Below are 23,994 nucleotides of genomic sequence, written 5' to 3' on the forward strand. Positions count from 1 at the left end.
CCTCACTCCTTTGAAGCGGGCTTGTCGGCGGGCTTGTCCGCCGGTTTGTCGGAGGCGCCCCCAGGCTTCAGTGCGGCGCCGCCCGAGTTCAGCGGGTTCGACAAGCCCAGCAGGTTCTGCTCCGCCGTGAACTGCCAGCCGTGGTACAGCGTGGTGTTCTGGTAGAGCCGGAAGGCGTTGCCGCCATTCGCATTGGTGAGGGTGCGCACACCGATGATGGGCAGCCCCTTGGTGTTGCCGGAAGCCCCGGGCTGCACCTGGGTGATGTACTCCCACTCGCCGTCGGGGGTCATGGGGTCTTTGTACTTCTGGCGCAGGATGCGGGGACGGATCTTCATCACCTCGTCCAGATCCGTGGGGTATTTCCCGGTCTTGGCGAAGTACACCCGCAGGGCGTTGGCGATGGCTTCGCCTCGGAAGATCAGCTCGGCCTCGTTCTCCCGCTGCACTTCCCGGATGACGCTGGGGCCCGCCTTCATCAGCAGGATACCCATCGCCACGGCCAGGGCCAGCGCCAGGGCCATGGTGAATCCGCGCTGGGTTCGGTGGACGGACATGCTTGCTCCAGCCACCAGGGTACTACCCCTGCCCGCCCTTGCGCGCCATGAGTTCGCAGAAGGCCTGCACCACCTTCGGATCGAACTGGGCGCCGGCCTCGTTGGCCAGTTCGGACAGCACCTGCCGGAACCCCTTGGGCCGACGGTAGCCCTTGCCGCTGGTCATGACTTCGTAGGCCTCGATGAGGCCGATGATGCGGCTACCGATGGGAATGCCGGTCTCCCGCAACCCATCCGGGTAGCCTTGGCCATCCCAGCGCTCGTGGTGGTGCCGGATCATCTTCACCACATCAAAGGGGAACCGCAGATCCTTCAGGAACACCGCCGCCAATTCGGGGTGGCTGCGGACCTTCATGAGTTCTTCCCCGTTCAGCTCTGGCTTGCTGAGCATCTGTGGATCGAGCATCAGCAGGCCCACGTCGTGAAGGATGGCCGCGATGCTGACCGCCTCCACCTCTTCGGTGGTGAGTTCCAGCTTCAGGGCCAGGTCGCGGGCCAGCCGGGCCGTGGCCAGGCTGTGCGGGCGGAGTGTGGGCATCCGGCCCTCGCTGGACTGGAGGATGCGGTGACTCACGGACAGGAAGGCGTGGTGGTAGCGCTCATGCAGCCGGGCCTCCTGCATGTGCAGGCCCAGAATGCGTCCCAGCTGCTGGATGGCCTCGATCTCCGAGATGGAAAACGACTGGTCTTCCTGGCGGAACACCAGCATCAGGTCATGGCCGTGCAAAGTCTCGTTCAACAGCAGCGGCATGTAGGTGGCGAAGGCGCCGCTGAGACTGGGCGATTCCGCCATCTCCACCCGCGTGATGAGGCGCAGGTCCTGCTGCCGAACCGTGGGCAGGTGGAAAGTGGCATGGGCCAGGATCTGCTGCTGCAGATCGGGGGAAAGCGGCAGGGTGCTGTAGGCCAGGATGGGCCGGATTTCCTCCGGGTCATCAATCCAGAGCGCCACCGCGGCAGTGGAGAGGATCTGGCTTAGAAGCCCGGCGATCTCCCAGAAGAAGGCCCGCTGTTCTGGCGGGACCATCCCCCGCTTGCGTTCGGGACTGACCGGCGCCGGCGCCACCCAGGCGCTCAGGGTGCGATCTGGTTCCCAGGGCAGGGCCGCATAGCCATCCTGGCCCACGGGAAAACCGTACATGCGCTCCTGCGCCGAGGGCCCGCCGGTGGGCACCGGGATTTCCGGCGTACGCATGGGGGGGGTCGTCACGGGAGCAGGCGGCAGCAACCGTTCCGCCACCGGGGCGACTTCGTCGATGATGGCCGAGGCTGTGGGAAGGCCCAAGGGCACAGAGCCAGGGCCTGTCGGTACGGGACTAGAAGGCATGGCCACGGGCCCGGCTGCAGGAATGGGCAGCACCGGTGGCGGTGCCTCTGGGCGCGGGCTAGCTCCATAGAGGCGGAATTCCCGAAGGGCCTCCACCAGATCGCCGCAGATGGCCAAGGTGGGCGGCTCATCCCGCTCCACATCGAAGGTGCCGCCCTTGATGCGGTCCCGCTGGATGAGAAGGCCCACCCACTCACCGGTGAGGTACACCGGTGTGATGAGGTAGCGGGGCCATTCGCCGCCCTGCCCAAAGGCTGCCAATTCCGGTGAGTCGGAAGCGTCGCTGACAACGAAGGCCCGGCGCTCCCGCTGGGTGTGCACCAGGAGCGGATGGCCTTCCGGAATGGACACCGGCGGCCGGGTGCCGCGAGGCCATCCATAGAAGCTCACCACCTCGAAGGCCCCCTGGTTCGGGGTGCGCAGATACAAGGCGCCTTTCGTGCTGCCCACCTCTTCCAGACAGCGGTAAAGCACCTGTGAACAGCGGTTGGCGAGTGCCTCACCAAGGATCAATGCAGGGGGTGGCATGGTTTCAGGGGATCCTGAGCAGGGTTATGAGGAACTCCAATCATGGCAGAGCTCAGCCGGGACGAAGCACGGAATCGGCAGCCCAGGTCACCGGCTTTTTACCGTTGCGTCGTCAAAACCCATCGGGTGTTTACGTTTTCGGCTGAGGCTGTGCCTGGAGGCTCGTGACCTGGAGGCTGCGATCAGCCCACCGCGTCAGGCCTGAAAGCTGACTGCCGGACCCGCATTCCGCCAAGGGGGCCCCGAGGGCCTGCAGGGCCGCCACCACCGCCAGCCAATCCACAGGCAGTGTCACGGAGGCCAGGCCATCATCCCAAGCCGCGGCGCCGGTCCGCAGCAGACGCCCGTCGAAGTGGGAGATCAACGGGAAGGCGGGTTCAGCGGGCCGGTACGCAGCCATCCGCCGAGCCACCGCAGGCAGCAGCGCCGCCATGTGGGGGCCGTGCAGGGGATGTTTCACGGGCAGCATTCCCACCTTGAAAGCGGAGGAACGAAGGGCTGCCACCAGGGCCTCCAGTTCCTCCACAGCGCCAGACACCGTGAACTGGGCCTGGCCGTTGCGGTTGGACAGCGCCAGACCTGGGAGGCCCTGAAGCGCCTGCCGCACCTCCAGTTCCGGCACGCCGATGACATAGGCCATGCCCATGGGACGCCCTGCGAAGGCCGCTTCGCTGAGATCCTCCACCGCCGAAAGCAGATCCAGAGCGGCTTCCAGCGGCACCACTCCGGCCGCCACCAAGGCGGAGTAGAAGCCCATGCTGTGCCCCGTCGCGGCCACGGGCAGCGGCATTCCAGCTTCCCGCCAGGCCCGGAACACGCCCACGGAATGGGCCAGCACCGCGCAGGGCGCGTGGCGCTGGAAACGCAGGTCCTCCAGGGGCCCCTGCCCCATGAGCCGCCGCAGGGCGTAACCTGTGTGCGCTTCCGCCGCTTCCAACGTGTGCGCCCAGGCGCCGTGTGCCTCCCAGCCCACCGACATGCCCACGGCTTCGGTGCCCTGGCCGGGAAAGAGGAGGACAGCGGGAGCGCTCAGCATGGCTTCAGCATAATTCGAGTACTGTGTCCCCATGAGCCCTCAAACGCCCTGGCAGCAGGTGGCCTGGCACGAACGCCGCTCCTACTGGGAGCTGGAAGAGGAGGAGCGCAGCAGCCTGCGCGAGGCGCTGTCCATCGAAGCCGCAGCCCTCGCCCGGCACGCGGACCGCGCCCTGGAGGACTACGCCAACACCCCAGGCACCCTCGACGGCCAGCTGGTGAATGGCGACCTGCTGGCCACCCTGCTGCCCAGCCTGCGCCGCAATCCCACCCAGGGCTACGAAGCCCTGGAGGATCCCGCCGGGCGCGCCGCCGTGCACCTGAACTTCCTCGGCAAGCGCCTGCGGGACCGGGCCCTGGCCTGGGCCCGGGGCGAGCGGGTGATCATTTTCATGGGCGGGCAGGCCAGCGGGAAGACCACCAGCGCCCTGGCGCTGGGCGCCGCGTTCGCCGCAGCCTTCGACGCGCCCCATACCGATCCCGATGGCGTGGCCTTCCTGCTGGGCCGCATCCATCGGGCCGGCTGCCGGGAAGTGCATCTGGCCTACACCGACCGCGCCCCGGAAGGTTCTCTGAAGGCCATGCTGGCGCGGTCCGAGCGGGAGGGCCGCTACGTGCCCCTCGACCGCATGGCCCGGGCCCATGCCTGGGCTCCGCACACCTTCCTTGGCCTGGCATCGCGCGTGGGCCGATCTCTGCAGGTCTATCACGTGCAGGTAGACGAAACAGGATCGGCCCACATGACCGAAGGACTCAACGCCCTGGGCAGCGTCGAAAGACGGGACAAGCCGAATGAATCCGTGGTTGCCTACCGCCTGCAGACCGCTTACCTTTCTCTTCTGAGGAATCCAACCCATGATCCCCAAGCCTGGTACCCGCGAGATGTGCTCGCAGGACTCAACCGATCCCTCGACGCATGGCGCCGAGGTGAAGCCGACCATCTCCTTCGCCGATTTTTCAAAACTATGGCGGAGCGAGGTGCCCAAGCTGGTTCAGGCCCACGAGGAGCATCGGCTGGAAGTGCGCCGGACCCTGGGCCTGGTCTAGATTTCAAACCCCTCCGGCACCTGCGCCCTCCTGGCGAAGGCTGAATGACGTCTCGGCCTGAGGCGGATCGTGGCGTTATTCACTACACGTTGGACATTTTTGATGAATGCCATTTTATAGTTTACTGATTTTGTTTTAGTCCGATTCTTTTAGGCATGCTCCCCCGCATTCGAAAGGCAACGCCTGTCTGGCTGCTTTGCGGCCTCGGCTTGGCCGGTGGTTGGGTTACCGCAGCCTGCGGAGATCCCTGGCGGCGGGGTTTGTACCTCGGCATCGGCATGATCGGCAGTTTCGCCTTGGCAGCTCTGGGGGCCTATGGGCGAGCCAGGGAAGAGGCCGAGATGGCCAAGGGCTGGCGCACCCTCGGTGCCTCCTTCGCCCTCATGGGCCTGTTCGGAGCGCTCTCCCTCGCCCGGCTCCTCGCCCTCGGGGCGGAAACCCCGCCGCCCCCGCCCCTGGAAATGCTCTCCCTGGCCTCCCTGATCCTCGTGGCCTGGTCCTGGTACCGCTTTCAGCCGGGGCTATCCCGCAGCCCCCAATGGTCCGAATTCTTGCTGGACGGGGGCAATTTCGTGGCCTCCCTCCTCCTCGGCTACTGGCTGCTTTTCCTCCACGGTCTCTTCGCGGTCGATCACCTGCCTTTGCTTGATCGCATCGCCACCCTCTGCTTCGTGGTGGGTGTGGGCAGCATGGCGGGGCTGTTCGGTCACGCGGCCCGCCAACACGAAAAGGGACTCAAGGGCCCCATGGGCTTCATGTCTCTGGCCCTGTTCTGCCTGGCTTTCAACCTGCCCTTTCTCCAGGCGCTCGTGGAGCGGAAATCCTGGCTGGGCCACCCCAGCCAGGTGGGGCTGATCCCCTGCTGGCTGCTCTTCATCGCAACCACCCGCAGGCCCTTCCCCGGCGTTCAGATTCCTCTCAAGCTTTGGGGGCGCCCCGTCCAGGACCTGCTGCCCTACGCGCCCCTGGTCGTGGCCCTGCCCGTGTTGATCTACTCAAGTTCAGTGCGACGGGTGGCCCTGGATCCCCTGGCCATGGGCATCCTCGTGGTGCTCCTGGTGTGCCTCGGGGCCCGGCACCTGATGACGCTGGGCCAAGTGCGCCGGTTGAACCAGACCCTGGAGGATCGGGTGGAGGAGCGCACCCGTGAATTGGCCGAGGCCCAGGCCCTCCTGGTGCGGACGGAACGGATGAACGTCCTCGCCACTCTGGGGGCTGGCGCAGTGCATGACATCAACAACCTGCTCGCGGCGGCCATGTCTTCCTCCCAGCTGATGCTGGAGGAAGATCCAGGATTGCCGCCGCACATCCGGCAGAGGCTCGAATCCCTCCACAAAACCACGGAAACCGCCGGACGCCTGACGAAGCGGCTCATGGTTTTCGGCAACGGTGAAGAACCCACGGGCCCCCTCGCCTTCGACGCCCAGGCGCGCCTGCAGCACCTGGTGCCGCTCCTCCGGACCCTCGTCCCCCGCCACATCGATCTGGAGATTCAACAGGACGACCGCGCCTTCATCCTGGTGGGCGAGCCCCAGGCCTTCGATCAGGTAATCGTCAACCTCGTGAGCAATGCCCGCGATGCCATCTCCGGCAGGGGACGCATCTGCATCCGGTCCCTCCAGGCCATTGGCGACGAGACACGCTACCGGTTGGAAGTGGAGGATACCGGCGAAGGCATTCCCCACCACATCCAACACAAGATCTTCGACTCCTTCTTCACCACCAAGCCTCCAGGCATCGGCACCGGCCTGGGGCTGAGCTCGATCAGGGTGATCATCGAGGCCTTCGGCGGCAGCATCGAGGTGGACAGCTCACCAGGCGCGGGCGCCACCTTCCGCGTGCTCTTCCCCTTGCTGGCCGCGCAGGCCGAGTGACCCCTATTCGTGGTAGCCCAGCACCACCAGCAGGCACGCTCCACCCGCGATGACGGACATGCCCGCGGCTTCGGCGGCCCGGATGGCGGCCTCGCTCTCAGCCCCGGGCTGCATCCAGATGTGCTTCACGCCCGCGGCAGCGGCCTCGCGCACCACCTGCTCCGTGGCCGCCGGTGGGGTGATGACCGACACGGCCGGAACCTCCACCGGAAGCGCTCCGAGGGAGGGGTAGGCCCGGAGGCCCTCCACTTCCGGCGACTTGGGGTTGATGGGGTAGACCTCTTTTCCGTGCTGCTGGTAGCAGCGCAACACCTTGTTGCCATACTTCGAGCGGTCAGTGCTGGCTCCCACCACGGCGAAAGGGCCCCGTTCGAGGAAGGCGCTGATCTTTTGTTGGATGGTCTCGGCCATGATCACTCCTGCCCTTCGGATGCCCGGGGAAACCCGCTCGTGACGGCCCCTCAGGCGCCACTGGGCGGGAAGTGGATGCGCAGGCCCAACCCTTTCCCATCGCCACCGTAGAGGTGCAGCCCCGCCCGGTGGGCGCGGAGAATGCCCACGGCCGCCGCCAGCCCCAGGCCGCGACCCAGCTCCTTCGTGGTGTAGAAGGGATCGCAGATCAAAGGCAGCGCCTCCCGCGGCACGCCGGGTCCGTCATCCACGATTTCCAGGCAGACCGTCGCCGGACCTTCCGGCCGACCCAGGGGCCAGAAGCCCGAGGAGTCGGCGCCAGGTCGGTCCTGGCCGAAATCGGTCCGCAGCCGCAGCCGAACCCGGCCACGGCGACCTTCCGCGGCCTCCCGGGCGTTGTCGACGACCGCGCGCACCACCTGCTCCAACTTGGCCGGGTCTCCCTGAATAAGCGGCACCGGATCACAGGCCAGATCCAACTGGAATGGGGAGGGCGATTCCAGTTGGAGTGTGGCGAGAAGGGCCGGGAGCCAGGATTCCAGGTCCACCCGCCGGAGATCCAGCAGCCCGCGCCCAGAGAAATCGAGCATCTTCCAAGACAGCCCAATGGCCTTGTGCAGGGCCTCCTCCGCACCGTCGAGCGCGGGCCTGAGCGCGGGGTTTCCAGCGGATCTGGCCTGGGCCACCTCCAGGTATCCCAGCACCCCCTGGAAGAGGTTGTTGAAGTCGTGGGCAATGCTCCCGGCCATCAGCACCAGGCTTTCAGCCTTGCGGGTGCGCACTTCGCTTTCGTGGAGCTGCTCCCGCTCGCTGAGGTCGCGCACCACGGCCAGGATCTGCCTCGGCGGCTCGGCCCTCAGAAGGCCCAGGCGGATCTCCACCGGGAAGAAGGACCCATCCTTTCGCCGGTGGGTCGCCATGAGCGATACCTGCTGGCCCACTTCCAGGGCCTTTCGAGCCAGCACATTCCGCTCTTCCATGAAGGTGGCATCCAAGTCGCTCACCCGCATGCGCAGCAGGGCCTCCATGGGGTAGCCGGTGCTTCGGCAGGCCTCCCGGTTGCAGAGCAGGATGGCCCCCTCCCCATCGTGGAGGTAGATGGCGTCACCGGCGTTCTCGACCACGCTGCGGAACTGGCGCTCACTCTCTTCCACGAGCAGCTGGCCCAGCTTCTGATCCGTGATGTCGGTGGAGATGCCCTCCCAGATCAGGGTTCCATCCGCCTGGCGGCGCGGCGCGGAGCGCACCCTCAGCCAGCGCCAGGCCCCGTCGGGCCGCAGGATGCGGAATTCCATCACGAACGGGGTGAGGTCGCGGGCGCTGATGGCCTCCGCCTCGAGGTAGGCCTGACGCATGGCCGGATCGATCTGGGAGAACAGCAGCGCCGGGTCCGCCAGGGCCTCGGCCTGCTTCAGGCCCGTGATCTGCTCCAGACCTCCGCTGAGGTAGGCGAAGGCTGGCGTGCCATCGGGCAGGGCCGCCAGCTGGAAGAGGAAGCTGTCCGGCAGGTGGTCCACCAGGATGCGCAGGCGCGACTCGCTCTGCTGAAGGGCTGATTCCGCCTCCTTCCGCGCCGTGATGTCGGTGTGGGTGCCGATCATGCGCGAGGCCCGCCCCCGCGCGTCCCGGGCCACGGCCGTGCCCCGGGCCAGCACCCACGTCCACTGGCCGTCCTTGCGGCGGATCCGGTATTCCATCTGATAGACCTGCAGGGTCCCTTCCAGGTAGGCCTCCACCGAGGCCAGAACGGCCTCCCGGTCCTCCGGATGGATCCGTTCCACCCAGGCAGAGAAGGAATCCCCGATGTCTTCAGCTTCGCCGTAACCCAGCATGGTTTTGTAGCCGGGGCTGAGGAACATGGCGTTGGCGTCTCCGTTCCAGTCCCAGACCCCGTCTCCGGCCCCATCCAGGGCGAACTGCCAGCGGGCCTCGCTTTCCAGCAGGCGCTGTTCGGCGTGCCTGCGCTCGGAAATGTCGCGGTAGACGATCACCAGACCCATGCCCTGGGCCTGGGCGGCGATGGGATCGGCCGTCACCAGAATCCAGGCCACGCTCCCATCAGGGCGGCGCACGCCCATCTCCACATCCTCGATGCGCCGCTGCTCCGCCAGGGCCCGTACGCTGGCGTACTCTTCGGGCGGCATGGCCGTGCCGTCCGGACGGATGACCTCCCAATAGGGCCCCTTGAAATCCCTGCGCACCATGTCGTCGGAGGGAATGCCCAGCAGGGCCTCGCTCACTGGATTGGTGGCGAGGATGTGGCCGTGGCTGTCGGTCACCGTCACCCCCACGGGCAGCAGATCGAAAAGGGCCCGGAATCGGGCCTCGCTCGCCCGCAGCGCCTCCTGGGACGCCGCCCATTCGGTGATGTCCTCGACGATGGAAAGGTGGCGGGCCGGCCTTCCCGGGAGGCCCGGCAGCCTCACCATGCTGAGCTGGCCCCAGACCACCTGGCCATCGCGGCGGAGGTAGCGCTTCTCCCGGTGGATCTCGTCGGTCTCACCGCCCAGGAGCTGCTCGACGGAGGCCCTGTCCTCGGCCTGGTGATCGGGGTGGGTGACCTGCATGAAGGTGCGCGTCAGCAGTTCCTCCGGCTCGTAACCCAGGATGCGGCCCATGCGCGGGTTGACCGAGAGGAACCGCCCGGACCCGCTCTCCACGATGGCCATGCCGAAGGGCGCGTGCTCGAAGAGTGCCGTGAAGCGCGCCTCCGTCGCCAGCAGCTCCGCCTCCCGCTCGTCCGCGAGGCGGCGGGCACGCAGCTCGGCCCCCTGGATGGTGACCATCAGGGTGAAGATGAGCAGGCTCCCCGCCAGCCCGCCGACGAGGATCTCCCAGTGGTGGTGCCTGCCAGCCTCGGCATAGAACGCGGCATTGGCCTGCACCGTCGCCGTCCAGGCCCGGCCGGACGCGGGGAAGGACCGGATGAGGACAGGCCCGAGGAAGGACCTGGCGCGGCCGGGATCGGAATCGAACAGCAGGCCGGCCGGAAGGTTGGCCGGTCCATCCGACAGGATCAGGTGCGCCGTGCGGAGATCCCTCGCCAGCGCCGCGCTGACGAAATCACCCATCCGCAGGGGGAAGGACACCCACCCCCGCAGGGCCCTGCGCCGCTCCACCACGGTTTCGGGGCGGAGCCCCTGGCGGTAGACCGGAGCGAAGAGCACCGCCCCCACCTGGGGATCGGCGCCCGTTTCCTGGTACAGCGTGACCGGCCCCGACAGCGTCACCAGGCCCTGATCCCGGGCCCGGAGCATGGCTTCCCGGCGCACCGCCTCCCGCAGCATGTCCCTGCCGAAGGCCCGCTGGTTCAGGGCATCCATGGGTTCGATGTAGAGGATCGCGCTGCACCCCTCCGGATCCATGGCCAAGGGGCCCCCGGGAAGCAGCTCGTAGTCCGGGAACCCCTCCTGGCGCACGCGCGCCCGATGGGAGGGCAGCTCCGATGTCGGAATCCATTCCACGAAACTCAGGCCCTGAGCCCCCGGGTAGGTGTCAGGCAGGGCCAGGCTCGCCACGAAATCGCGCCACTCGGTCCGGCTGGGCAAGGGGCCCCGCCCCAGGAAGCCCGCCGCACTCCGAAGCACCTGCCCCAGCCCGGCCATGCGCTTTTCCAGGTGCATGGCCATCTCGTTGGCTTGGGTGGTGCGCAGATCCTTGAGGCGGGCATGCTCCGCCCGGAGCACGGTGCGCCAGACCACGAGCGTGAACAGCAGCCCGACCGCCAGGCCAAGCCAGGGCCAAGGGGACCACAGGGGTCTCGAAGGCCATGCGGGCCTGGCTCCAGCGAGGGCCACCATTCACCTGACCGGGGCGACGGGCCCCTCCCGATTCTTTACGACGGACGGATGGCGTTCAATAAGTTAAATTCGCGGCCAACCCGAATGAATCAAGCCGGTCCCAGGGACTGAATGGCCCGCACGGTCATGTCGCCCCGCAGCGTCTCCACCGCTTCGCAGGCGGCCAGGGCCGCGCTGAGGTTGGTGAGGCAGGGGATTTTGAGACGCAGTGCTTCCCGGCGGATGGCGCTCTCGTCGAAGAAGGCGTCGCGGCCCAGGGGGGTGTTGATGACCCACTGCACCTCGCCGTTCTTGAGCAGATCCACCGCGTTGGGGCGGCCCTCGTTCACCTTGAAGATCTTGCGGACCTTCAGGCCCACGGCCTCCAGCGCCTTGGCCGTGCCCTCGGTGGCGCAGAGGCCAAAGCCCAGGGCCACCAGCTTGTGAGCCAGCTCTGGCAGGCGCAATTTGTCTGCGTCGTTCACCGTGAGGAACACCGTGCCCGACAGCGGCAGCGGAATGCCGGCCGCCAGCAGCGACTTGGCGTAGGCCTCACCGAAGGTCTCGCCGATGCCCATCACTTCACCGGTGCTCTTCATTTCGGGGCCCAGCACCGGATCCACGCCCGGGAACTTGCCGAAGGGAAAGACCACGCCCTTCATGGACACCAGGCGGGGCACGCCATCGGTGATGCCCTGCTGCTTCAGGCTCTGGCCCAGGCCGATGCGCGCGGCAACGCCCGCCCAGTCCACGCCCGTGGCCTTGCTCACGAAGGGCACCGTACGGCTGGCTCGGGGGTTGGCCTCCAGGCAGTAGGCGATGCCATCCTTCACGGCGAACTGCAGGTTCATGAGGCCGCGCACACCCAGGTCCAGCGCCAGCTTGCGGGCATAGCCCTTCACCGTCTCCAGGATGGCCTCAGGCACGCCTAGAGCCGGGATCACGGCGTAGCTGTCGCCGCTGTGGATGCCCGCCTCCTCGATGTGGGCCAGCAGGCCCGCGATGGCCACCTGCTCGCCGTCGCACACCACGTCGATATCCAGCTCCTGCGCGCCGTCCAGGAAGCGGTCCAGCAGCACCGGCTGGTCCTCGCTCACGGCCACGGCTTCCCGCATGTACTTCTCCAGGCCCGCGTCATCGAAGACCACGGCCATGGCCCGGCCGCCCAGCACGAAGCTGGGGCGCACCATCACCGGGTAGCTGAGGCGCTGCGCCACCGCCTTGGCCTGCTCGAAGCTGGTGGCCATGCCCCACTGGGGCGCGGGGATGTCGAGGCGCTTGAGGGCCTGGCCGAAGCGCTCGCGATCCTCCGCATCCATGATGGTGTTGAGCGGGGTGCCCAGCAGCTTCACACCCGCCTCGTGCAGGGGCGTGGCCAGCTTCAGGGGCGTCTGCCCGCCGAACTGGGCGAAGACGCCCAGCAGGTTGCCGCCCTTCCCTTCGCGGTCCACCACGGCCTTCACGTGCTCGTAGGTGAGGGGCTCGAAGTAGAGGCGGTCGGCGGTGTCGAAATCCGTGCTGACGGTCTCGGGGTTGCAGTTGATGAGAATGGCCTCCACCCCGCTGGCGCGGATGGCCTCCACCGCCTGCACGCAGCAGCAGTCGAACTCGACGCCCTGGCCGATGCGGTTGGGGCCGCTGCCCAGCACGATGGCCTTGGGGCGGTCCGTGGGTTCGGCCTCGCTCATCTGTTCCCAGGTGCCGTAGAGGTAGGGCGTCTCGGCCTTGAACTCGCCCGCGCAGGTGTCCACCCGCTTGTAGGCGGGATGCAGGCCCAACGAGGCCCGTCGCGCAGCGACTTCAGCCTCGGTGCCCGAGCAGAACACGGCGATCTGGTTGTCGGCGAAGCCCGCGCGCTTGGCCTTCTCCAGCAGCTCCTCCGGCAGCCGGTCCACGGGGAAGCTGCGCAGGCGACCCTCCAGCACCACGATCTCTTCGATCTCGCGCAGGAACCAGGCGGTGATCTTGGTGAGGCGGTGGATCTCCTCCACGCTGTGACCGGCCTTGAGGGCGTGGTAGACCCAGAACAGGCGCTGCGGGCCGGGGATGAGCAGGTGCTCCTTCAGCCGGTTGAGATCGAGCTTGCCTTCCAGCGCGCCCGATATCCCCTTGTGGCCTTCCTCCAGGGAGCGCACGGCCTTCTGCAGGGCCTCCTGGAAGCTGCGGCCCAGGCTCATGACCTCGCCCACGCTCTTCATCTGCGTGCCCAGCACCTTGTCGGCCTGGGGGAACTTCTCGAAGGTGAAGCGGGGGATCTTCACCACCACGTAGTCGAGCACCGGCTCGAAGGCCGCCTTCGTCATGCGGGTGATGGCGTTGGGCAGCTCCCACAGGCGGTAGCCCAGGGCCAGCTTGGTGGCCACCCAGGCGATGGGGAAGCCCGTCGCCTTGGAGGCCAGCGCCGAGCTGCGGCTCACGCGGGGGTTCATCTCGATGACGATGATGCGGCTGGTCTCGGGCTCCAGCGCGAACTGGATGTTCGACCCGCCCGTCTCCACGCCCACGGCGCGGATGACCGCCAGCGCGGCGTCGCGCATCTTCTGGTACTCGGGATCGGTGAGCGTCAACGCGGGGGCCACGGTGATGCTGTCGCCCGTGTGGACGCCCATGGGATCGAAGTTCTCGATGGAGCAGATCACCTCGACGTTGTCGTCCAGGTCGCGCACCACCTCCAGCTCGAACTCCTTCCAGCCCAGGATGCTCTCCTCGATGAGCACCTGCTTGGTGGGGCTCAGGTCGAGGCCGCGGGCCACGATGGTCTCGAACTCCTCCACGTTGTAGGCGATGCCGCCGCCGCTGCCGCCCAGCGTGAAGCTGGGGCGGATGATGGAGGGAAAGCCCGTGAGCTTCAGCAGGTCGCGAGCTTCCGCCATGTTGTGGGCGAAGCCGCCGCGGCAGGTCTCCAGGCCCAGGTCGTCCATGAGCGCCTTGAAGAGCTGGCGATCCTCGCCGCGGTTGATGGCTTCAGGCTGGGCGCCGATGAGCTGCACGCCGGTGCGCTCCAACAGGCCGCTCTCGTGGGCCTCCATGGCCAGGTTCAGCGCGGTCTGGCCCCCCACCGTGGGCAGGATGGCATCGGGCTTTTCGGCCTCGATGACCTTCGCCAGCACCGAGAGGGTCAGCGGCTCGATGTAGGTGGCATCGGCGCGGCCCGGATCCGTCATGATCGACGCTGGGTTCGAGTTCAGCAGGATGGTGCGAATGCCCTCCTCCCGCAGCGCCTTCAGTGCCTGGGTGCCCGAGTAGTCGAATTCGCAGGCCTGGCCGATCTGGATGGGGCCAGAGCCCAGCACCAGCACACTCTTCAGATCTGTTCGCTTAGGCATATTCAGAATCCTTTTTTATCCACAGATTTCACAGATTCACACAGATTGAAAAACACAGCCTTTGCAGTTGAATCTGTGTCCATCTGTGGAATCTGTGGATGATCATCTTTGATTCTTTCCCATCAACTCAACGAAACGCTGGAAGGCGGGGTGCGCGTCGTGGGGACCGGGCGAGGCTTCGGGATGGTGCTGCAGCGAGAAGATGGGCAGCCGCGTGTGGCGCAGGCCCTCCACCGTGCCGTCGCTGAGGTGGCGGTGCGTGACCTCCACATCCTTGGGCAGGCTGGCCTCGTCCACCGCGAAGCCGTGGTTCTGGGCCGTGATCTCGATGCGGCCAGTCATGAGGTCGTGCACGGGCTGGTTGGCGCCGCGGTGGCCGAACTTCAGCTTGAAGGTGCGGCCGCCGAAGGCCTGGCCCAGCAGCTGGTGGCCCAAGCAGATGCCGAAGATGGGCAGCTGGCCGATGCAGGCTTCGACTTCCTTCTGCATGCCCGGCAGGGCCGCAGGATCGCCGGGGCCGTTGCTGAGGAAGAGGCCATGGAAGCGCTTGTCGGTGAGCTCCGTGGCGGGCGTGTCCCAGGGGAACACCTCCAGGTGCAGCCCCGCGCCCACCAGCTGGTTCAGGATGCTCAGCTTGATGCCGCCATCGAGCACCGCCACGCGGAAGGCGCCGCCGGGGTTCAGCTCGTAGCGGTCGCGGCAACTCACGTCAGCGCAGAGGGCCTGGCCGGTCATGTCGGGCAGGGCCTTGGCCTTGGCGACACCGGCCTCCAGGCTGCCGTCCACCTCGGTCCAGATCAGCGAGGGCTGCGAGCCCTGGTCGCGCAGGTGCTGGGTGAGGGCGCGAGTATCGAGATCGCTCATGACGGGGATGTGGTGCCGCTTGAGCCAGCTCGGCAGGTCGCCCTCGCAGCGGTGGTGGTCCGGCGCGAAGCTGAGGCGCCGACAGAGCAGGCCCGTGGCCCAAGGCCGGGTGCCCTCGTTCAGATCGGCGTGGATGCCGTAGATGCCCTGCTCGGGAAAGGTCATGCAGACCATCTGCCCCGCGAAGCTGGGATCCGTGAGGATCTCCTGGTAGCCGGCCATGGCCGTGGTGAACACGGCCTCGCCGCCACCCCCGAAGCCCAACGGCGCCCGCCCCCGGAAGATGGTCCCGTCTTTCAGGATCAGGTGCGCGCGCATGTGCCTCCCTCGAAGGTGATCCCGACCATGGAACCGCTCTGTGGTCGAGGTGGGGGGGGTCCTGGGAGTGGGCTCCATCCAGCCGGACGGAACCTCCCGCGGACCATGACAAAGACTCTGCAAAAACCCCGCGATGGCCAAGCCGTCGCGGGGTCGTGAGAAGGACTCGGTCCAGGCAGGACCAAAGTGAGTGTAGCGACCCGGAAAACCAAGGATCAGCCTTTTTCTTCAATGAGAAATCGGCCATACTGCTCCTTTGTTTCTGATGGTGCGTGAGGACTTCCGCTGGGGCTCGGTGGTGCTGTTTCCCAGACCGGACATCCGTCACCGTCCTTTGTTGCCACACTAATGGTCATGTGGAGCGGGGACGACATCTATTTCATGAAGCTCGCCCTCGAAGAGGCCGAGAAGGCGGATCGCCTCGATGAAGTGCCCGTGGGCGCCGTGCTGGTCTCCGAAGGTGCCCTCCTGGGCCGCGGCCACAACCATCCGGTGAAGCTGCACGATCCCACGGCCCATGCGGAGGTACTGGCCCTGCGCAGCGCCGGGGCCTGGGCGAAGAACTACCGGCTCACGGGCGCCACGCTGTACGTGACGCTGGAGCCATGCCTCATGTGCTTCGGCGCCCTCATCCATGCCCGCGTGGGACGCGTGGTGTTCGGCGCCTCGGATCCCAAGGTGGGCGTCAGCCGCTGGCTGGACACCCTGGATGGTGCCGCCCTCAATCACCGCTTTGAATTCAAGGGGGGCCTGCTGGAACCAGAGTGCCGCGACCAGCTTCAGTCCTTCTTCAAACGCCGTCGATCAAAGGACTGACATGCTCCCTTCTTTGATCGTTCCCATGGCGGTGCTTCCGTCACCTCTGGCTCTGGCCACCCACGCTTTCCTGGCAGGCACCCTGGTGGCCCTGGCCCTGTTGGCCAGCCTCGCCTACCGCCCCCTGCGCGACCAGGCGCTCAGCCAGGCGGGGCTCTTCGGGCTGGTCATTTCTGCGGCCTGGATGGGGGTCAGCAGCATCGCCCCGACCCTTCTCCCCGCCTCTCTGCTCGGCTACGTGCACCCGGCCTCCCTGATCCTCGCGGGCCTCAGCCTCGTCATCTGGGAACGGGTGACGTCCACCATGTTGGCCTCCTCGCCAGGGGCCCGGCGCCTGGCCCACATTCGGCGAGGCACGGCTCTGACCACGCTCTGCATCGCTTTGGCGGCCATTCTGCCCTGGCGACTGGCCCACACCCTCGCCGAACTCCTGCTGGGGCTGCTGGCCCCCTTCCTCGCCCTGCTGACCCTCTCCGCTGGCCTGCGCGCCCGTCGTGAAGGCCTCCGAACCGCAGGAGCCCTCATCACGGCCACGGTCGCCATCCTCGTTTGCTGCGCGGCCCTTTGGACGCTCAGCGTCGGTCGCATGACCGCCCTGGTGAGCCTATCCCTGCTGCAGTTCGCCCTCGTGGTGCTGGCCATGGCCCTCGGCTGGGCCCTGCTCAGCCGCATGACGGAACTGCGCCTGGCCACGGAGGAAGCGCAGAACGCCCAGCTGATCGCCGCGGCCCACCAGGCCCACGACCTGGAAGCCCTGGTGGAGCAGCGCAATGCAGAGTTGTCTGCCCGCCTGCGCGATCTGAACGAGGCTCGCCGCACCGCGGAGACGGCCAACCAGGCGCTGCAGCGGGCCCTGGACCAGCTGGAGGAAGTGGCCGCCACCGACCGCCTCACGGGGGCCTGGAACCGGCGCCGCTTCGAGGAGGCCGTGCTGCCCGAGATCGCCCTGGCCCACCGCCGCCGAGAGCCCCTCTCCCTGCTCATGTTCGACCTGGACCACTTCAAGCGCGTCAACGACGACCACGGCCACGGGGCCGGGGATGCGGTGCTGGCAGGAACGGCGCAAACGGTGCGCCTGCATCTGCGCGCTTCGGATTCCCTGGTGCGCTGGGGCGGTGAGGAGTTCCTGGTGATGGCTCCGGCCACGCGACTGGAAGGCGCCATGGGCCTGGCGGAAAAGCTCCGGGCCGCCGTGGCCGCCATCCACTACCCCGAAGTGGGCTCGGTGACCATGAGCCTGGGCGTGTCGGAATATGCCCTGGGTGAAAGCCTGGTCGAATGGATCGAGCGGACGGATCAGGCCCTCTACACAGCCAAGTCGGAGGGCCGCAACCGCTGCTGCGCGGCGGCGGCCCCGGAGCGCAACGGCATCGAACCGGCCTCTGATCGCTCCCTGCTGGAGGTGATCTGGGAAGAGACCTACGAAAGCGGCCACGCCCTCATCGACCGTCAGCACCAGCGCCTCTTCCGCCTGGCCAGCGCCCTCATGGCCGTGCTCACGGAGAATCGCCCCCTGCCGGAAGTGGCCCTGCGCCTGGAGACCCTGTTGGCGCACACCGCCCAGCATTTCCACGATGAGGAAGCCCTGCTGCGCGAGGCCCGCTATTCCGATCTGCCCGAACACGCCGCCATCCACGCCGCGCTCATGTCCCGTGCCCGCAAGCTGCAGGCGGAAGTGCAGGCCGGCCACCTGGATTTCGGTCGGCTGGTGGCGTTCCTGGCCTTGGACCTGGTGAAGGGGCACATCCTCAGCGAAGACCGCAACTACTTCGGGCACCTGCGAAGGATGGCCTCCCCGGAGGGCATGCCCCCAGCCGGGGCCTGACTAGCGTTCCGAAAGCATCCGCACCGCGAAGGTGGCCAGCCAGTGCTCGCCCTCGTAGCTGCCGGAAGCGAGGTGGGGCAGCGAAGCCCGGGCATGTTGATCCGCCAACCGGATCAAGGCTGCCGCGCGCGGATCGGCGGGGCCCAGGGCGAGGGCGATGCGGCGCAGGGCCCGCGCCCGGCTCAGGTTGAGGCCATCCAGGTGCACGATCTTGGGGTCGGTGCGGTCCGACACCACCGCAGGCACCAGGCCCTTGGGCAGGCCCGGCAGGAAGCCGCCCAACCAGCGGCGATAGGTCGGCGCGGGCAACACGCGCGACATGAGCGCCGCCTCTTCCAAGCAAGGCGACAGAAAGTCCTCGCCGCCGGGCTCCCAGGCCACCGGGCCCTGGCGATCCCGTCCGAACCAGGTCCTGGCCCGATCAAGGATCAGTGCCTCCAAGGCGGCATCCTTGGCGGCCCGGGCATAATCCAGCGCCAGGTCCAGGCTGAACGCGGTGTTGGGATGCACGCCGGTGCGGATGGGATAGGTCTGCTTAGGCAGGAAGGCCTTGAACTGCCCGGCCAGGGCTTCCGCCAGGGGCTGCAGTGCCGCGGCCCAGCGCTGGGCAGAGGGATCGTCCCAAGTGCGCAGCTCCGCGCTCAACTTCAGCAGCCAGGCCCAGCCATAGGTGCGCTCGAAACTGCGGCGGTTCTCCTGCCCCAGGTAGGCCACTTCGACGGCCATGCGCTCGGGCGCCAGGTTCTCATCCAGCACCTGCCGGATCTCCGCCGCGCGGACCATGCCTGGATGCTCGCGCAGCAGCCGCACCAGCATCCAGTGGCCGTGCACCGAAGAGTGCCAATCGAAGCAGCCGTAGAAGGCCGGGTGCAGGTCCCTCGGAGATTTCACCTCCCCGCCGCCGTTCATCACGTGATCCAGCTTGTTGGGGTATTCCTGACGCACACAGCGCAGGGCCAGTGCTGCAAAGCGATCCGCCGCCGCGTCCGTCAGCGCCAACTCCGCCTGCTGGGCCGATAACGCCGCCACAGCGGCCATTCCCAGCAGCGCCGATCGCACCCAACCCATGACATCCCCCGAAAGCTGGATTCTACCGGCCACTTTGCTAGAATGATCCTTCCGGAGAGATGGCCGAGTGGTTGATGGCACCGCACTCGAAATGCGGAGACGGGGAAACCTGTTCGGGGGTTCGAATCCCTCTCTCTCCGCCAACAAGTCTGCTCTCGCAGCAGCAAATCCAGGCCCCTTGAGCAGATGCCCACACGGCGGGGCTCATGGGGCCTGAGAGTTCACCTGGAGAAGCCCTGTCTCCGCCCCAGAAAGGGCCAGGGCCTCCGATTCTCTCCGGAGGCCCTGAAGGAGGTGGATTCCTGATTGATCAGGATGCGAGTGCCTTTGGGGCGAACCCGAGCACCCTCCGCTGCTCCGCCCAATCCAGCGGAAGCTTGGCCAGCAATCGCTTGACTGTCAGCGCCTTTGGCTGACGGCCTTCCAGGATCGCTTCCACGATATCTGGCGCCAGCCAAGCCAGGGGAAGCAGCCGCGCCACATGCTGACCAGAGATCCCATAGGCTTTGGCGATATCTTCTCTGGACTTCGCCTGCCCGGAGAGCAATAGGTCATACCAGTACCGGCCCCGGGCCACGGCCTGGATCAGGGGCTTGTCCACCTGCGCATCCCGTCCATCACTGTTCGCGCCGGGGATCACGAACCTCAGCCCGCGACCTCCTCGCTTGAAATGAGTGCCTTCGCTCAAGGTGATGGGCTCTGAAGGGTTCTCGGTCGTCGCCAGTCCCACCAACGATCTCAGAGCCGCCGAGTTCACCTCCGCTCATCGTCTCGGTGCAGGCGTGGCCGCTTAGCTGCTTTCGTTAGGGCTCTCGTGGATCCTTTCACCCCATTTGAAGTCGAGGCTGCTGCTGGTGCGGCTTCCGATGGTGTCTTATCCATCTGGGGCTGGTTCCAACGTCATGCGAGCTTCCTTAGCCGAATCGCGAACATATGGGCGGTCCTTCTTTTCTGGGCCTGCAGCCCATTAGCAATCTGGGGCTTCTACCAACTGTTCAGGCACAACAGTTCCATCTGGCTTCTTCTAGTTGGTATACCCTTGGCGCAATCCGCCTCAGTTCTTTGCCTTTGGGCTCGACAAACCCAGCAGTTCCTCTCAGTCGGTCGGCATCCCGTTCGCTGAACCTGGTCCGGGCATCTCGAAACCCGGGTGGGTTCCAACGTCATCGGGTGCCTAACCTTCCGCTCAACTCGGACCCTATCGCTGCGCGATAGAGTCCTCAAACAATTCAGCGGCCATGTCCCCGCAGCAATAGGGCCGGTTAGCTTCACTCGTTAGGCTACCCATGTCTGATCTCGATAATCCTGAAGAAGCGATCTACACACTTCACTTCTTGTCAGAGTTATATCCACCCGCTCGAATGGCTGGGCTGAAGCAAATCCGGCAAGAGGAATTCGCTGGGAAGCTCTTTGTGTCTGAGTGGCTCATTATTAAGCCAGAGTTTCAAAAAATCGAGAAACGGTTGCCTGAATTCAGAGTCAAAATGATGCAGCTACGGATTCACAAGCCTGACAATGAAAAGTGGTGCATCGTTGACTGGAAATTGCTCCGTAAGGCCATCGACCACGGTTACGCCGTTGCTGTGTAGCCTAACCTCTCGCTCAAGTCGGACCCCGCCTGCATTGCCTTCCGTTCTCTCTCAACATTTTGCTATCCCAGGCTCCGCTCATCGCCTCGACGCAGGCGTGGCCGCTTAGCTTCACTCGTTAGGCGCATCTCAATGAGAGTTCAAGTCCAGCATCTCTTCCTTGGATTCTGTCTGCTAATGACTGGATGCAAGCACGAAACAAAGGTTCACGAGCTTAAGGATGTGTTTGAGTCATTTGGGCGTCATAAACCTGAAACGCAGTTCCCATTTTTCGTTTTAGGTGATGAAGCCAGAAGGAAGCTGGACAAGAACAAACTAGAGCTTTTCACAAAGGCGCAGACCGACATAGATTTGATCAATTCTCGCCAACAGCCAATTTTCTGCAAACAGGTGATGGTTGTCTCTGATGGGGGCACAACCTCATTTGAAGGTCCTGAATACAACATCACCAGGCACAGTCATCTCGACCACCTGAACGGCCTGCCATGTATTTGGCGTGGTATTACCATAGAGTTCAAAGTGGCTAGTCCTGGAAACCAGGAATTGAAAGAGGTTCGACAAACCTGGGTTGAGTTCCTGCCCTGATGCGCCTAACCCTCCGCTGCACTCGGACCCCGCCTGCATTGTCTTCCGCTCTCTCTCAGCTTCTCGCTATCTCGGCTTCCGCTCAACTCGGACCCTATCGCTGCGCGCTAGTGTCCTCAAACAATTCAGCTGCCAGGTTCCCGCAGCAATAGGGCCGGTAACGATCCCCCGGCAAAGCCGGGGGCCTTATTATGTGAGCCGCTCAAAGCGGCTAAACGGGGTCGCTAACGCGGCCCCGAAGGTTGGAGCCACCTACTCGGTGGCCTCCTAGCGCCAAAGCTCCAGCTTCTCCAATCGTTCTTCCTCGCGTTCCTGGTTCTGGATGTACTGCCGTATCTGATGCTCGTCCTTCCCTACCGTCGACACCAGAAATCCTCTCGCCCAGAAATGCTGACCCGTGAAGTTCCTCTTCGTTTCTCCATATACACGGGCCAGATAAATCGCGCTCTTACCCTTCATAAACCCCACTACCTGCGATACGGCATACTTCGGCGGAATCGCCAACAACATATGTACGTGATCTGCCAGCAAGTGCCCTTCCAGCACTTTGCTTTCTTTCTGCCCAGCCAGCTGCCTGAACACTTCACCCAATCGCTCTCTCACCCTCCCATACATCACCTTCCTTCTTCGTTTTGGCACGAACACTACGTGATACTTACATTCCCACCTTGTGTGACTTAAACTTTCAAACAAGTCCATCTCAGTTCTCCTCAAGTGTGCTTGGCGGCTCACCTGATCAGTTCAGCGATGGACTCCCGTAGCTGTCAAACTCCGACTGTCGCCCCCGCATAGCGGGGGGCCTACCTTATGTTTTGGTTAGCTTCGTTCGTTAGGCATCTCCGAAAACTCTAGCAAAGAGCCGCCACCATGCCCGCACGCGAGATCTCAAAGCTGCTTTTCACGACTGTCTATCCGCTATACGTCCAAAAGGCCGAGCGAAAGAACCGGACTAGAGACGAGGTGGACACGATTATCTGCTGGTTGACGGGTTACAGCCAAGAACAACTCAACCAGCACAAGGCTGTGAACATTGATTTCCAGGCCTTTTTCGACCAGGCTCCGACCATTCATCCGAATAGCTCTAAAATTACGGGTGTCGTTTGTGGCGTTCGGGTCGAGGAGATTCAGGATCCAATCACACAGAAAATCAGGCACCTCGATAAGCTCATTGATGAACTCGCGAAGGGCAAATCCATCGACAAGATTTTGCGCCAATAGGCCGAGGCCAATCGAATGACATCCCCAACCAGCATCTGCCTAACCGTTCGCTCAAGCGGACCCGTGCGCAGGCGCCCGGTCCGCTTAGCTCATTCCCGTTAGGTCGCCTTTCATGACTGTCGATGCAAACCCAAAACGGAATCGCATCTACTGGATCGGTCTGATCATCTACATCAGTTACTCCCTACTAACACTCAGCTATTGGATCTGGGATTGGTTCCACAACCATGGAATGAAGCGTTTTTTCCTTGGGACCTGGTGGATCGGCACTGCACCAGCGATGTTGATTCCAACCTTTCCAAGCTCAGTTTCAATCGGGATCATTTTCCTTCCCCTTCCTGCATGGCTAGATTCATTCCTGGCAAAGCACAGCTTCGCCTTTATGCTCATGATCTGGCTCTGGCTCGCGCTTGTCGGGTTCATTCAATGGTTTATTGTGGTTCCACACATTTGGTCAAAACTGCGGGGCAAACGCGCCCAGGCGGCCTAACCCTGCGCTCAACTCGGACCCAGCCGCGAGCGGCTGAGTCCTTGCTTCCTGGCAACTCAGACTTCCCTTCTCCGCCAATCGCTTCAGCCGCGGCTGGTCCGGTTAGCTTCTCTCGTTAGGCGTTCATGTGATCTTGCGGCTCACGAAGAAACAAACTCAAGCAATTCACCTCGCGCTAACGGGGTTTGCCTTCTTCTGCATGATCCAGGCCATGTACTACCCATTCGTTGGCCATCCAAGGTGGTGGCAAATTCGATTCTTCTCTGACATTGGTTGGTTTATCGGCATTCCGCCGCTGCTACTTGGCCGTTGGCTAATCGAACGCATCCCGGCGCTAATGAATCAGCCTTTCGCTTGGTCACTCGCACTGGCTTGGGCTCTAATCATTCCATTCCCCATATCGCTGGGGCTGAATCGCCTAACCTCTCGCTCAACTCGGACCCCGCCTGCATTGCCTGGCGTCCTCTTTCTTGCTCTGGCTATCTCGGCTTCGCTCAGCGCCTCGGTGCAGGCGGGTCCGGTTAGCTTCATCCGTTAGGCCTTCCAATATTCGGGGAGCAATCCATGTGGGACTTCCTCGCAGCAATTCTAGAAATCGCCACAGCAGCGACTCCGATTCGCGTGTTCGTGGCTCTGATTCCAACTCTTCTCATTGCTAGTCTCGTATATTGGGCTGTTCCTGATAAATCAACAGGCGCCTGGCTATTCGGAGTAATTTTTGTAGTGGGCATCTCGCTCGGCTTCTGGTGGCACTTCCGAGAGCTAAAATATGATCGTCAAGCCTGAAGGCCTAACCTTCCGCTCAACTCGGACCCTATCGCTGCGCGCTAGTGTCCTCAAACAATTCAGCATCCGGGTCCCCGCAGCAATAGGGCCGGTTAGCTTCTCTCGTTAGGCAATCCACCGATGGTCGAGATCGTCCTCCAGATCCTGATTGAGTTTCTAGGCGAACTCCTTCTCATGTTCGGAGTCGAATCGGTTGTCGCCCCATTTCAGCCTGCGAAAGCCACGAATCGAATCCTTGCCTTCTCAGGACTCTTCATTCTGGCGGTGGCATCCAGTTTGATTTTTTCGCTCTTCGCACCAAACCGTCTTCTTCCACAATTCCGAGTTGCTGGGGTCAGCCTGCTCATTTCGCCCATCCTGGTAGGCTCAGTAATGCATATCTTCGGTCAGTGGCGTACCGAGCGCGGGAAACCGATCACTCACCTTGCCACTTTCTGGGGTGGCGCCTATTACAGTTTCTTCTTCGCACTAACACGGGTCATATTCCTCTATTTCAACACCCCGATTGCCTAACCCTCCGCTCAACTCGGACCCTATCGCTGCGCGCTAGT

20 protein-coding genes and 1 tRNA gene are annotated in these 23,994 nt (G+C 64.5%); 11 read left to right on the forward strand and 10 right to left on the reverse strand.

The features are described from left to right. Positions 1–2 precede the first annotated feature (2 nt). The 3 genes from Q9293_RS11780 to Q9293_RS11790 all read right to left on the reverse strand — a co-directional run bounded on the left by Q9293_RS11780 (position 3) and on the right by Q9293_RS11790 (position 3,448). The gene (locus Q9293_RS11780) at positions 3–557 is read right to left on the reverse strand and encodes a hypothetical protein (RefSeq protein ID WP_306246695.1); all 555 of its coding nucleotides are present in this window, start codon (positions 555–557) and stop codon (positions 3–5) included. A 22-nt stretch (positions 558–579) separates the two neighbouring features. Further along, positions 580–2,412, reverse strand: coding sequence for an HD domain-containing phosphohydrolase (locus Q9293_RS11785; RefSeq protein ID WP_306246697.1), 1,833 nt, complete (start codon positions 2,410–2,412; stop codon positions 580–582). A gap of 130 nt (positions 2,413–2,542) precedes the next feature. Then, positions 2,543–3,448: an ACP S-malonyltransferase gene (locus tag Q9293_RS11790; RefSeq protein ID WP_306246699.1), complete on the reverse strand. Its 906-nt coding sequence runs from the start codon at positions 3,446–3,448 to the stop codon at positions 2,543–2,545. A 31-nt stretch (positions 3,449–3,479) separates the two neighbouring features. Here Q9293_RS11790 and Q9293_RS11795 point away from each other — a divergent pair, with 31 nt between their 5' ends. Both Q9293_RS11795 and Q9293_RS11800 read left to right on the forward strand, forming a co-directional pair. After that, on the forward strand, positions 3,480–4,538 hold the full coding sequence (locus tag Q9293_RS11795; RefSeq protein ID WP_306246701.1) for a hypothetical protein: 1,059 nt from the start codon (positions 3,480–3,482) through the stop codon (positions 4,536–4,538). A 111-nt stretch (positions 4,539–4,649) separates the two neighbouring features. Next, complete coding sequence (locus Q9293_RS11800) at positions 4,650–6,368, forward strand: sensor histidine kinase (RefSeq protein WP_306246702.1); 1,719 nt, start codon at positions 4,650–4,652, stop codon at positions 6,366–6,368. A gap of 3 nt (positions 6,369–6,371) precedes the next feature. Here Q9293_RS11800 and Q9293_RS11805 read toward each other — a convergent pair whose 3' ends face one another. The 4 genes from Q9293_RS11805 to carA form a co-directional block, all read right to left on the reverse strand. Next, positions 6,372–6,779 carry a CoA-binding protein gene (locus tag Q9293_RS11805; protein WP_306246704.1) on the reverse strand — a complete coding sequence of 136 codons (408 nt, stop codon included), beginning with the start codon at positions 6,777–6,779 and terminating at the stop codon, positions 6,372–6,374. Positions 6,780–6,829: 50 nt separating this feature from the next. After that, positions 6,830–10,579, reverse strand: a complete 3,750-nt coding sequence (locus tag Q9293_RS11810; protein WP_306246706.1) for a PAS domain S-box protein — start codon at positions 10,577–10,579, stop codon at positions 6,830–6,832. A gap of 89 nt (positions 10,580–10,668) precedes the next feature. After that, complete coding sequence (gene carB / locus Q9293_RS11815; protein ID WP_306246707.1) at positions 10,669–13,884, reverse strand: carbamoyl-phosphate synthase large subunit; 3,216 nt, start codon at positions 13,882–13,884, stop codon at positions 10,669–10,671. Positions 13,885–13,986: 102 nt separating this feature from the next. Then, complete coding sequence (gene carA, locus Q9293_RS11820; RefSeq protein WP_306246709.1) at positions 13,987–15,066, reverse strand: glutamine-hydrolyzing carbamoyl-phosphate synthase small subunit; 1,080 nt, start codon at positions 15,064–15,066, stop codon at positions 13,987–13,989. A 381-nt stretch (positions 15,067–15,447) separates the two neighbouring features. Between carA and tadA the strand changes: the two genes are divergently transcribed. Both tadA and Q9293_RS11830 read left to right on the forward strand, forming a co-directional pair. Further along, a complete protein-coding gene (gene tadA / locus Q9293_RS11825; RefSeq protein WP_306246711.1) occupies positions 15,448–15,882 on the forward strand; it encodes a tRNA adenosine(34) deaminase TadA in 435 nt (144 codons plus the stop codon). A 1-nt stretch (position 15,883) separates the two neighbouring features. Next, on the forward strand, positions 15,884–17,707 hold the full coding sequence (locus Q9293_RS11830) for a diguanylate cyclase (RefSeq protein WP_306246713.1): 1,824 nt from the start codon (positions 15,884–15,886) through the stop codon (positions 17,705–17,707). Here the strand turns inward: Q9293_RS11830 and Q9293_RS11835 are convergent, their stop codons facing one another. Next, a complete protein-coding gene (locus Q9293_RS11835) occupies positions 17,708–18,775 on the reverse strand; it encodes a DUF2891 domain-containing protein (protein ID WP_306246715.1) in 1,068 nt (355 codons plus the stop codon). Positions 18,776–18,828: 53 nt separating this feature from the next. On the opposite strand from Q9293_RS11835, the gene Q9293_RS11840 reads away from it, so the two are divergent. Continuing rightward, positions 18,829–18,918, forward strand: a tRNA-Ser gene (locus Q9293_RS11840). Positions 18,919–19,085: 167 nt separating this feature from the next. On the opposite strand, the gene Q9293_RS11845 is transcribed toward Q9293_RS11840, so the two are convergent. Further along, positions 19,086–19,376, reverse strand: coding sequence for a hypothetical protein (locus Q9293_RS11845; RefSeq protein ID WP_306246717.1), 291 nt, complete (start codon positions 19,374–19,376; stop codon positions 19,086–19,088). A 685-nt stretch (positions 19,377–20,061) separates the two neighbouring features. On the opposite strand from Q9293_RS11845, the gene Q9293_RS11850 reads away from it, so the two are divergent. Next, positions 20,062–20,364, forward strand: coding sequence for a hypothetical protein (locus Q9293_RS11850; protein WP_306246719.1), 303 nt, complete (start codon positions 20,062–20,064; stop codon positions 20,362–20,364). A gap of 177 nt (positions 20,365–20,541) precedes the next feature. Then, positions 20,542–20,949, forward strand: coding sequence for a hypothetical protein (locus Q9293_RS11855; protein WP_306246721.1), 408 nt, complete (start codon positions 20,542–20,544; stop codon positions 20,947–20,949). A 267-nt stretch (positions 20,950–21,216) separates the two neighbouring features. On the opposite strand, the gene tnpA is transcribed toward Q9293_RS11855, so the two are convergent. Then, entirely contained in the window at positions 21,217–21,648 is a 432-nt protein-coding gene (tnpA, locus tag Q9293_RS11860) for an IS200/IS605 family transposase (RefSeq protein WP_306246724.1), read from the reverse strand. 168 nt (positions 21,649–21,816) lie between these two features. On the opposite strand from tnpA, the gene Q9293_RS11865 reads away from it, so the two are divergent. The 4 genes from Q9293_RS11865 (at position 21,817) to Q9293_RS11880 (ending at position 23,956) form a co-directional block, all read left to right on the forward strand. Next, positions 21,817–22,167, forward strand: a complete 351-nt coding sequence (locus tag Q9293_RS11865) for a DUF2200 domain-containing protein (protein ID WP_306246726.1) — start codon at positions 21,817–21,819, stop codon at positions 22,165–22,167. 112 nt (positions 22,168–22,279) lie between these two features. Beyond that, complete coding sequence (locus Q9293_RS11870; protein WP_306246728.1) at positions 22,280–22,657, forward strand: hypothetical protein; 378 nt, start codon at positions 22,280–22,282, stop codon at positions 22,655–22,657. Between the two features lie 564 nt (positions 22,658–23,221). Then, positions 23,222–23,443, forward strand: a complete 222-nt coding sequence (locus Q9293_RS11875; RefSeq protein ID WP_306246730.1) for a hypothetical protein — start codon at positions 23,222–23,224, stop codon at positions 23,441–23,443. Between the two features lie 120 nt (positions 23,444–23,563). Further along, positions 23,564–23,956: a hypothetical protein gene (locus Q9293_RS11880; RefSeq protein ID WP_306246732.1), complete on the forward strand. Its 393-nt coding sequence runs from the start codon at positions 23,564–23,566 to the stop codon at positions 23,954–23,956. The last annotated feature ends 38 nt before the right edge of the window (positions 23,957–23,994 follow it).

Source organism: Geothrix sp. PMB-07, from assembly GCF_030758935.1.
In the GTDB taxonomy this organism is placed as follows: domain Bacteria; phylum Acidobacteriota; class Holophagae; order Holophagales; family Holophagaceae; genus Geothrix.

What these genes read in the sequence shown, in the direction of transcription:
- Q9293_RS11780 (WP_306246695.1), bottom strand. Translation starts at nt 557, where the DNA reads ATGTCCGTCCACCGAACCCAGCGCGGATTCACCATGGCCCTGGCGCTG.
- Q9293_RS11785 (WP_306246697.1), bottom strand. Translation starts at nt 2,412, where the DNA reads ATGCCACCCCCTGCATTGATCCTTGGTGAGGCACTCGCCAACCGCTGT.
- Q9293_RS11790 (WP_306246699.1), bottom strand. Translation starts at nt 3,448, where the DNA reads ATGCTGAGCGCTCCCGCTGTCCTCCTCTTTCCCGGCCAGGGCACCGAA.
- Q9293_RS11795 (WP_306246701.1), top strand. Translation starts at nt 3,480, where the DNA reads ATGAGCCCTCAAACGCCCTGGCAGCAGGTGGCCTGGCACGAACGCCGC.
- Q9293_RS11800 (WP_306246702.1), top strand. Translation starts at nt 4,650, where the DNA reads ATGCTCCCCCGCATTCGAAAGGCAACGCCTGTCTGGCTGCTTTGCGGC.
- Q9293_RS11805 (WP_306246704.1), bottom strand. Translation starts at nt 6,779, where the DNA reads ATGGCCGAGACCATCCAACAAAAGATCAGCGCCTTCCTCGAACGGGGC.
- Q9293_RS11810 (WP_306246706.1), bottom strand. Translation starts at nt 10,579, where the DNA reads ATGGTGGCCCTCGCTGGAGCCAGGCCCGCATGGCCTTCGAGACCCCTG.
- carB (WP_306246707.1), bottom strand. Translation starts at nt 13,884, where the DNA reads ATGCCTAAGCGAACAGATCTGAAGAGTGTGCTGGTGCTGGGCTCTGGC.
- carA (WP_306246709.1), bottom strand. Translation starts at nt 15,066, where the DNA reads ATGCGCGCGCACCTGATCCTGAAAGACGGGACCATCTTCCGGGGGCGG.
- tadA (WP_306246711.1), top strand. Translation starts at nt 15,448, where the DNA reads ATGAAGCTCGCCCTCGAAGAGGCCGAGAAGGCGGATCGCCTCGATGAA.
- Q9293_RS11830 (WP_306246713.1), top strand. Translation starts at nt 15,884, where the DNA reads ATGCTCCCTTCTTTGATCGTTCCCATGGCGGTGCTTCCGTCACCTCTG.
- Q9293_RS11835 (WP_306246715.1), bottom strand. Translation starts at nt 18,775, where the DNA reads ATGGGTTGGGTGCGATCGGCGCTGCTGGGAATGGCCGCTGTGGCGGCG.
- Q9293_RS11850 (WP_306246719.1), top strand. Translation starts at nt 20,062, where the DNA reads ATGTCTGATCTCGATAATCCTGAAGAAGCGATCTACACACTTCACTTC.
- Q9293_RS11855 (WP_306246721.1), top strand. Translation starts at nt 20,542, where the DNA reads ATGACTGGATGCAAGCACGAAACAAAGGTTCACGAGCTTAAGGATGTG.
- tnpA (WP_306246724.1), bottom strand. Translation starts at nt 21,648, where the DNA reads ATGGACTTGTTTGAAAGTTTAAGTCACACAAGGTGGGAATGTAAGTAT.
- Q9293_RS11865 (WP_306246726.1), top strand. Translation starts at nt 21,817, where the DNA reads ATGCCCGCACGCGAGATCTCAAAGCTGCTTTTCACGACTGTCTATCCG.
- Q9293_RS11870 (WP_306246728.1), top strand. Translation starts at nt 22,280, where the DNA reads ATGACTGTCGATGCAAACCCAAAACGGAATCGCATCTACTGGATCGGT.
- Q9293_RS11875 (WP_306246730.1), top strand. Translation starts at nt 23,222, where the DNA reads ATGTGGGACTTCCTCGCAGCAATTCTAGAAATCGCCACAGCAGCGACT.
- Q9293_RS11880 (WP_306246732.1), top strand. Translation starts at nt 23,564, where the DNA reads ATGGTCGAGATCGTCCTCCAGATCCTGATTGAGTTTCTAGGCGAACTC.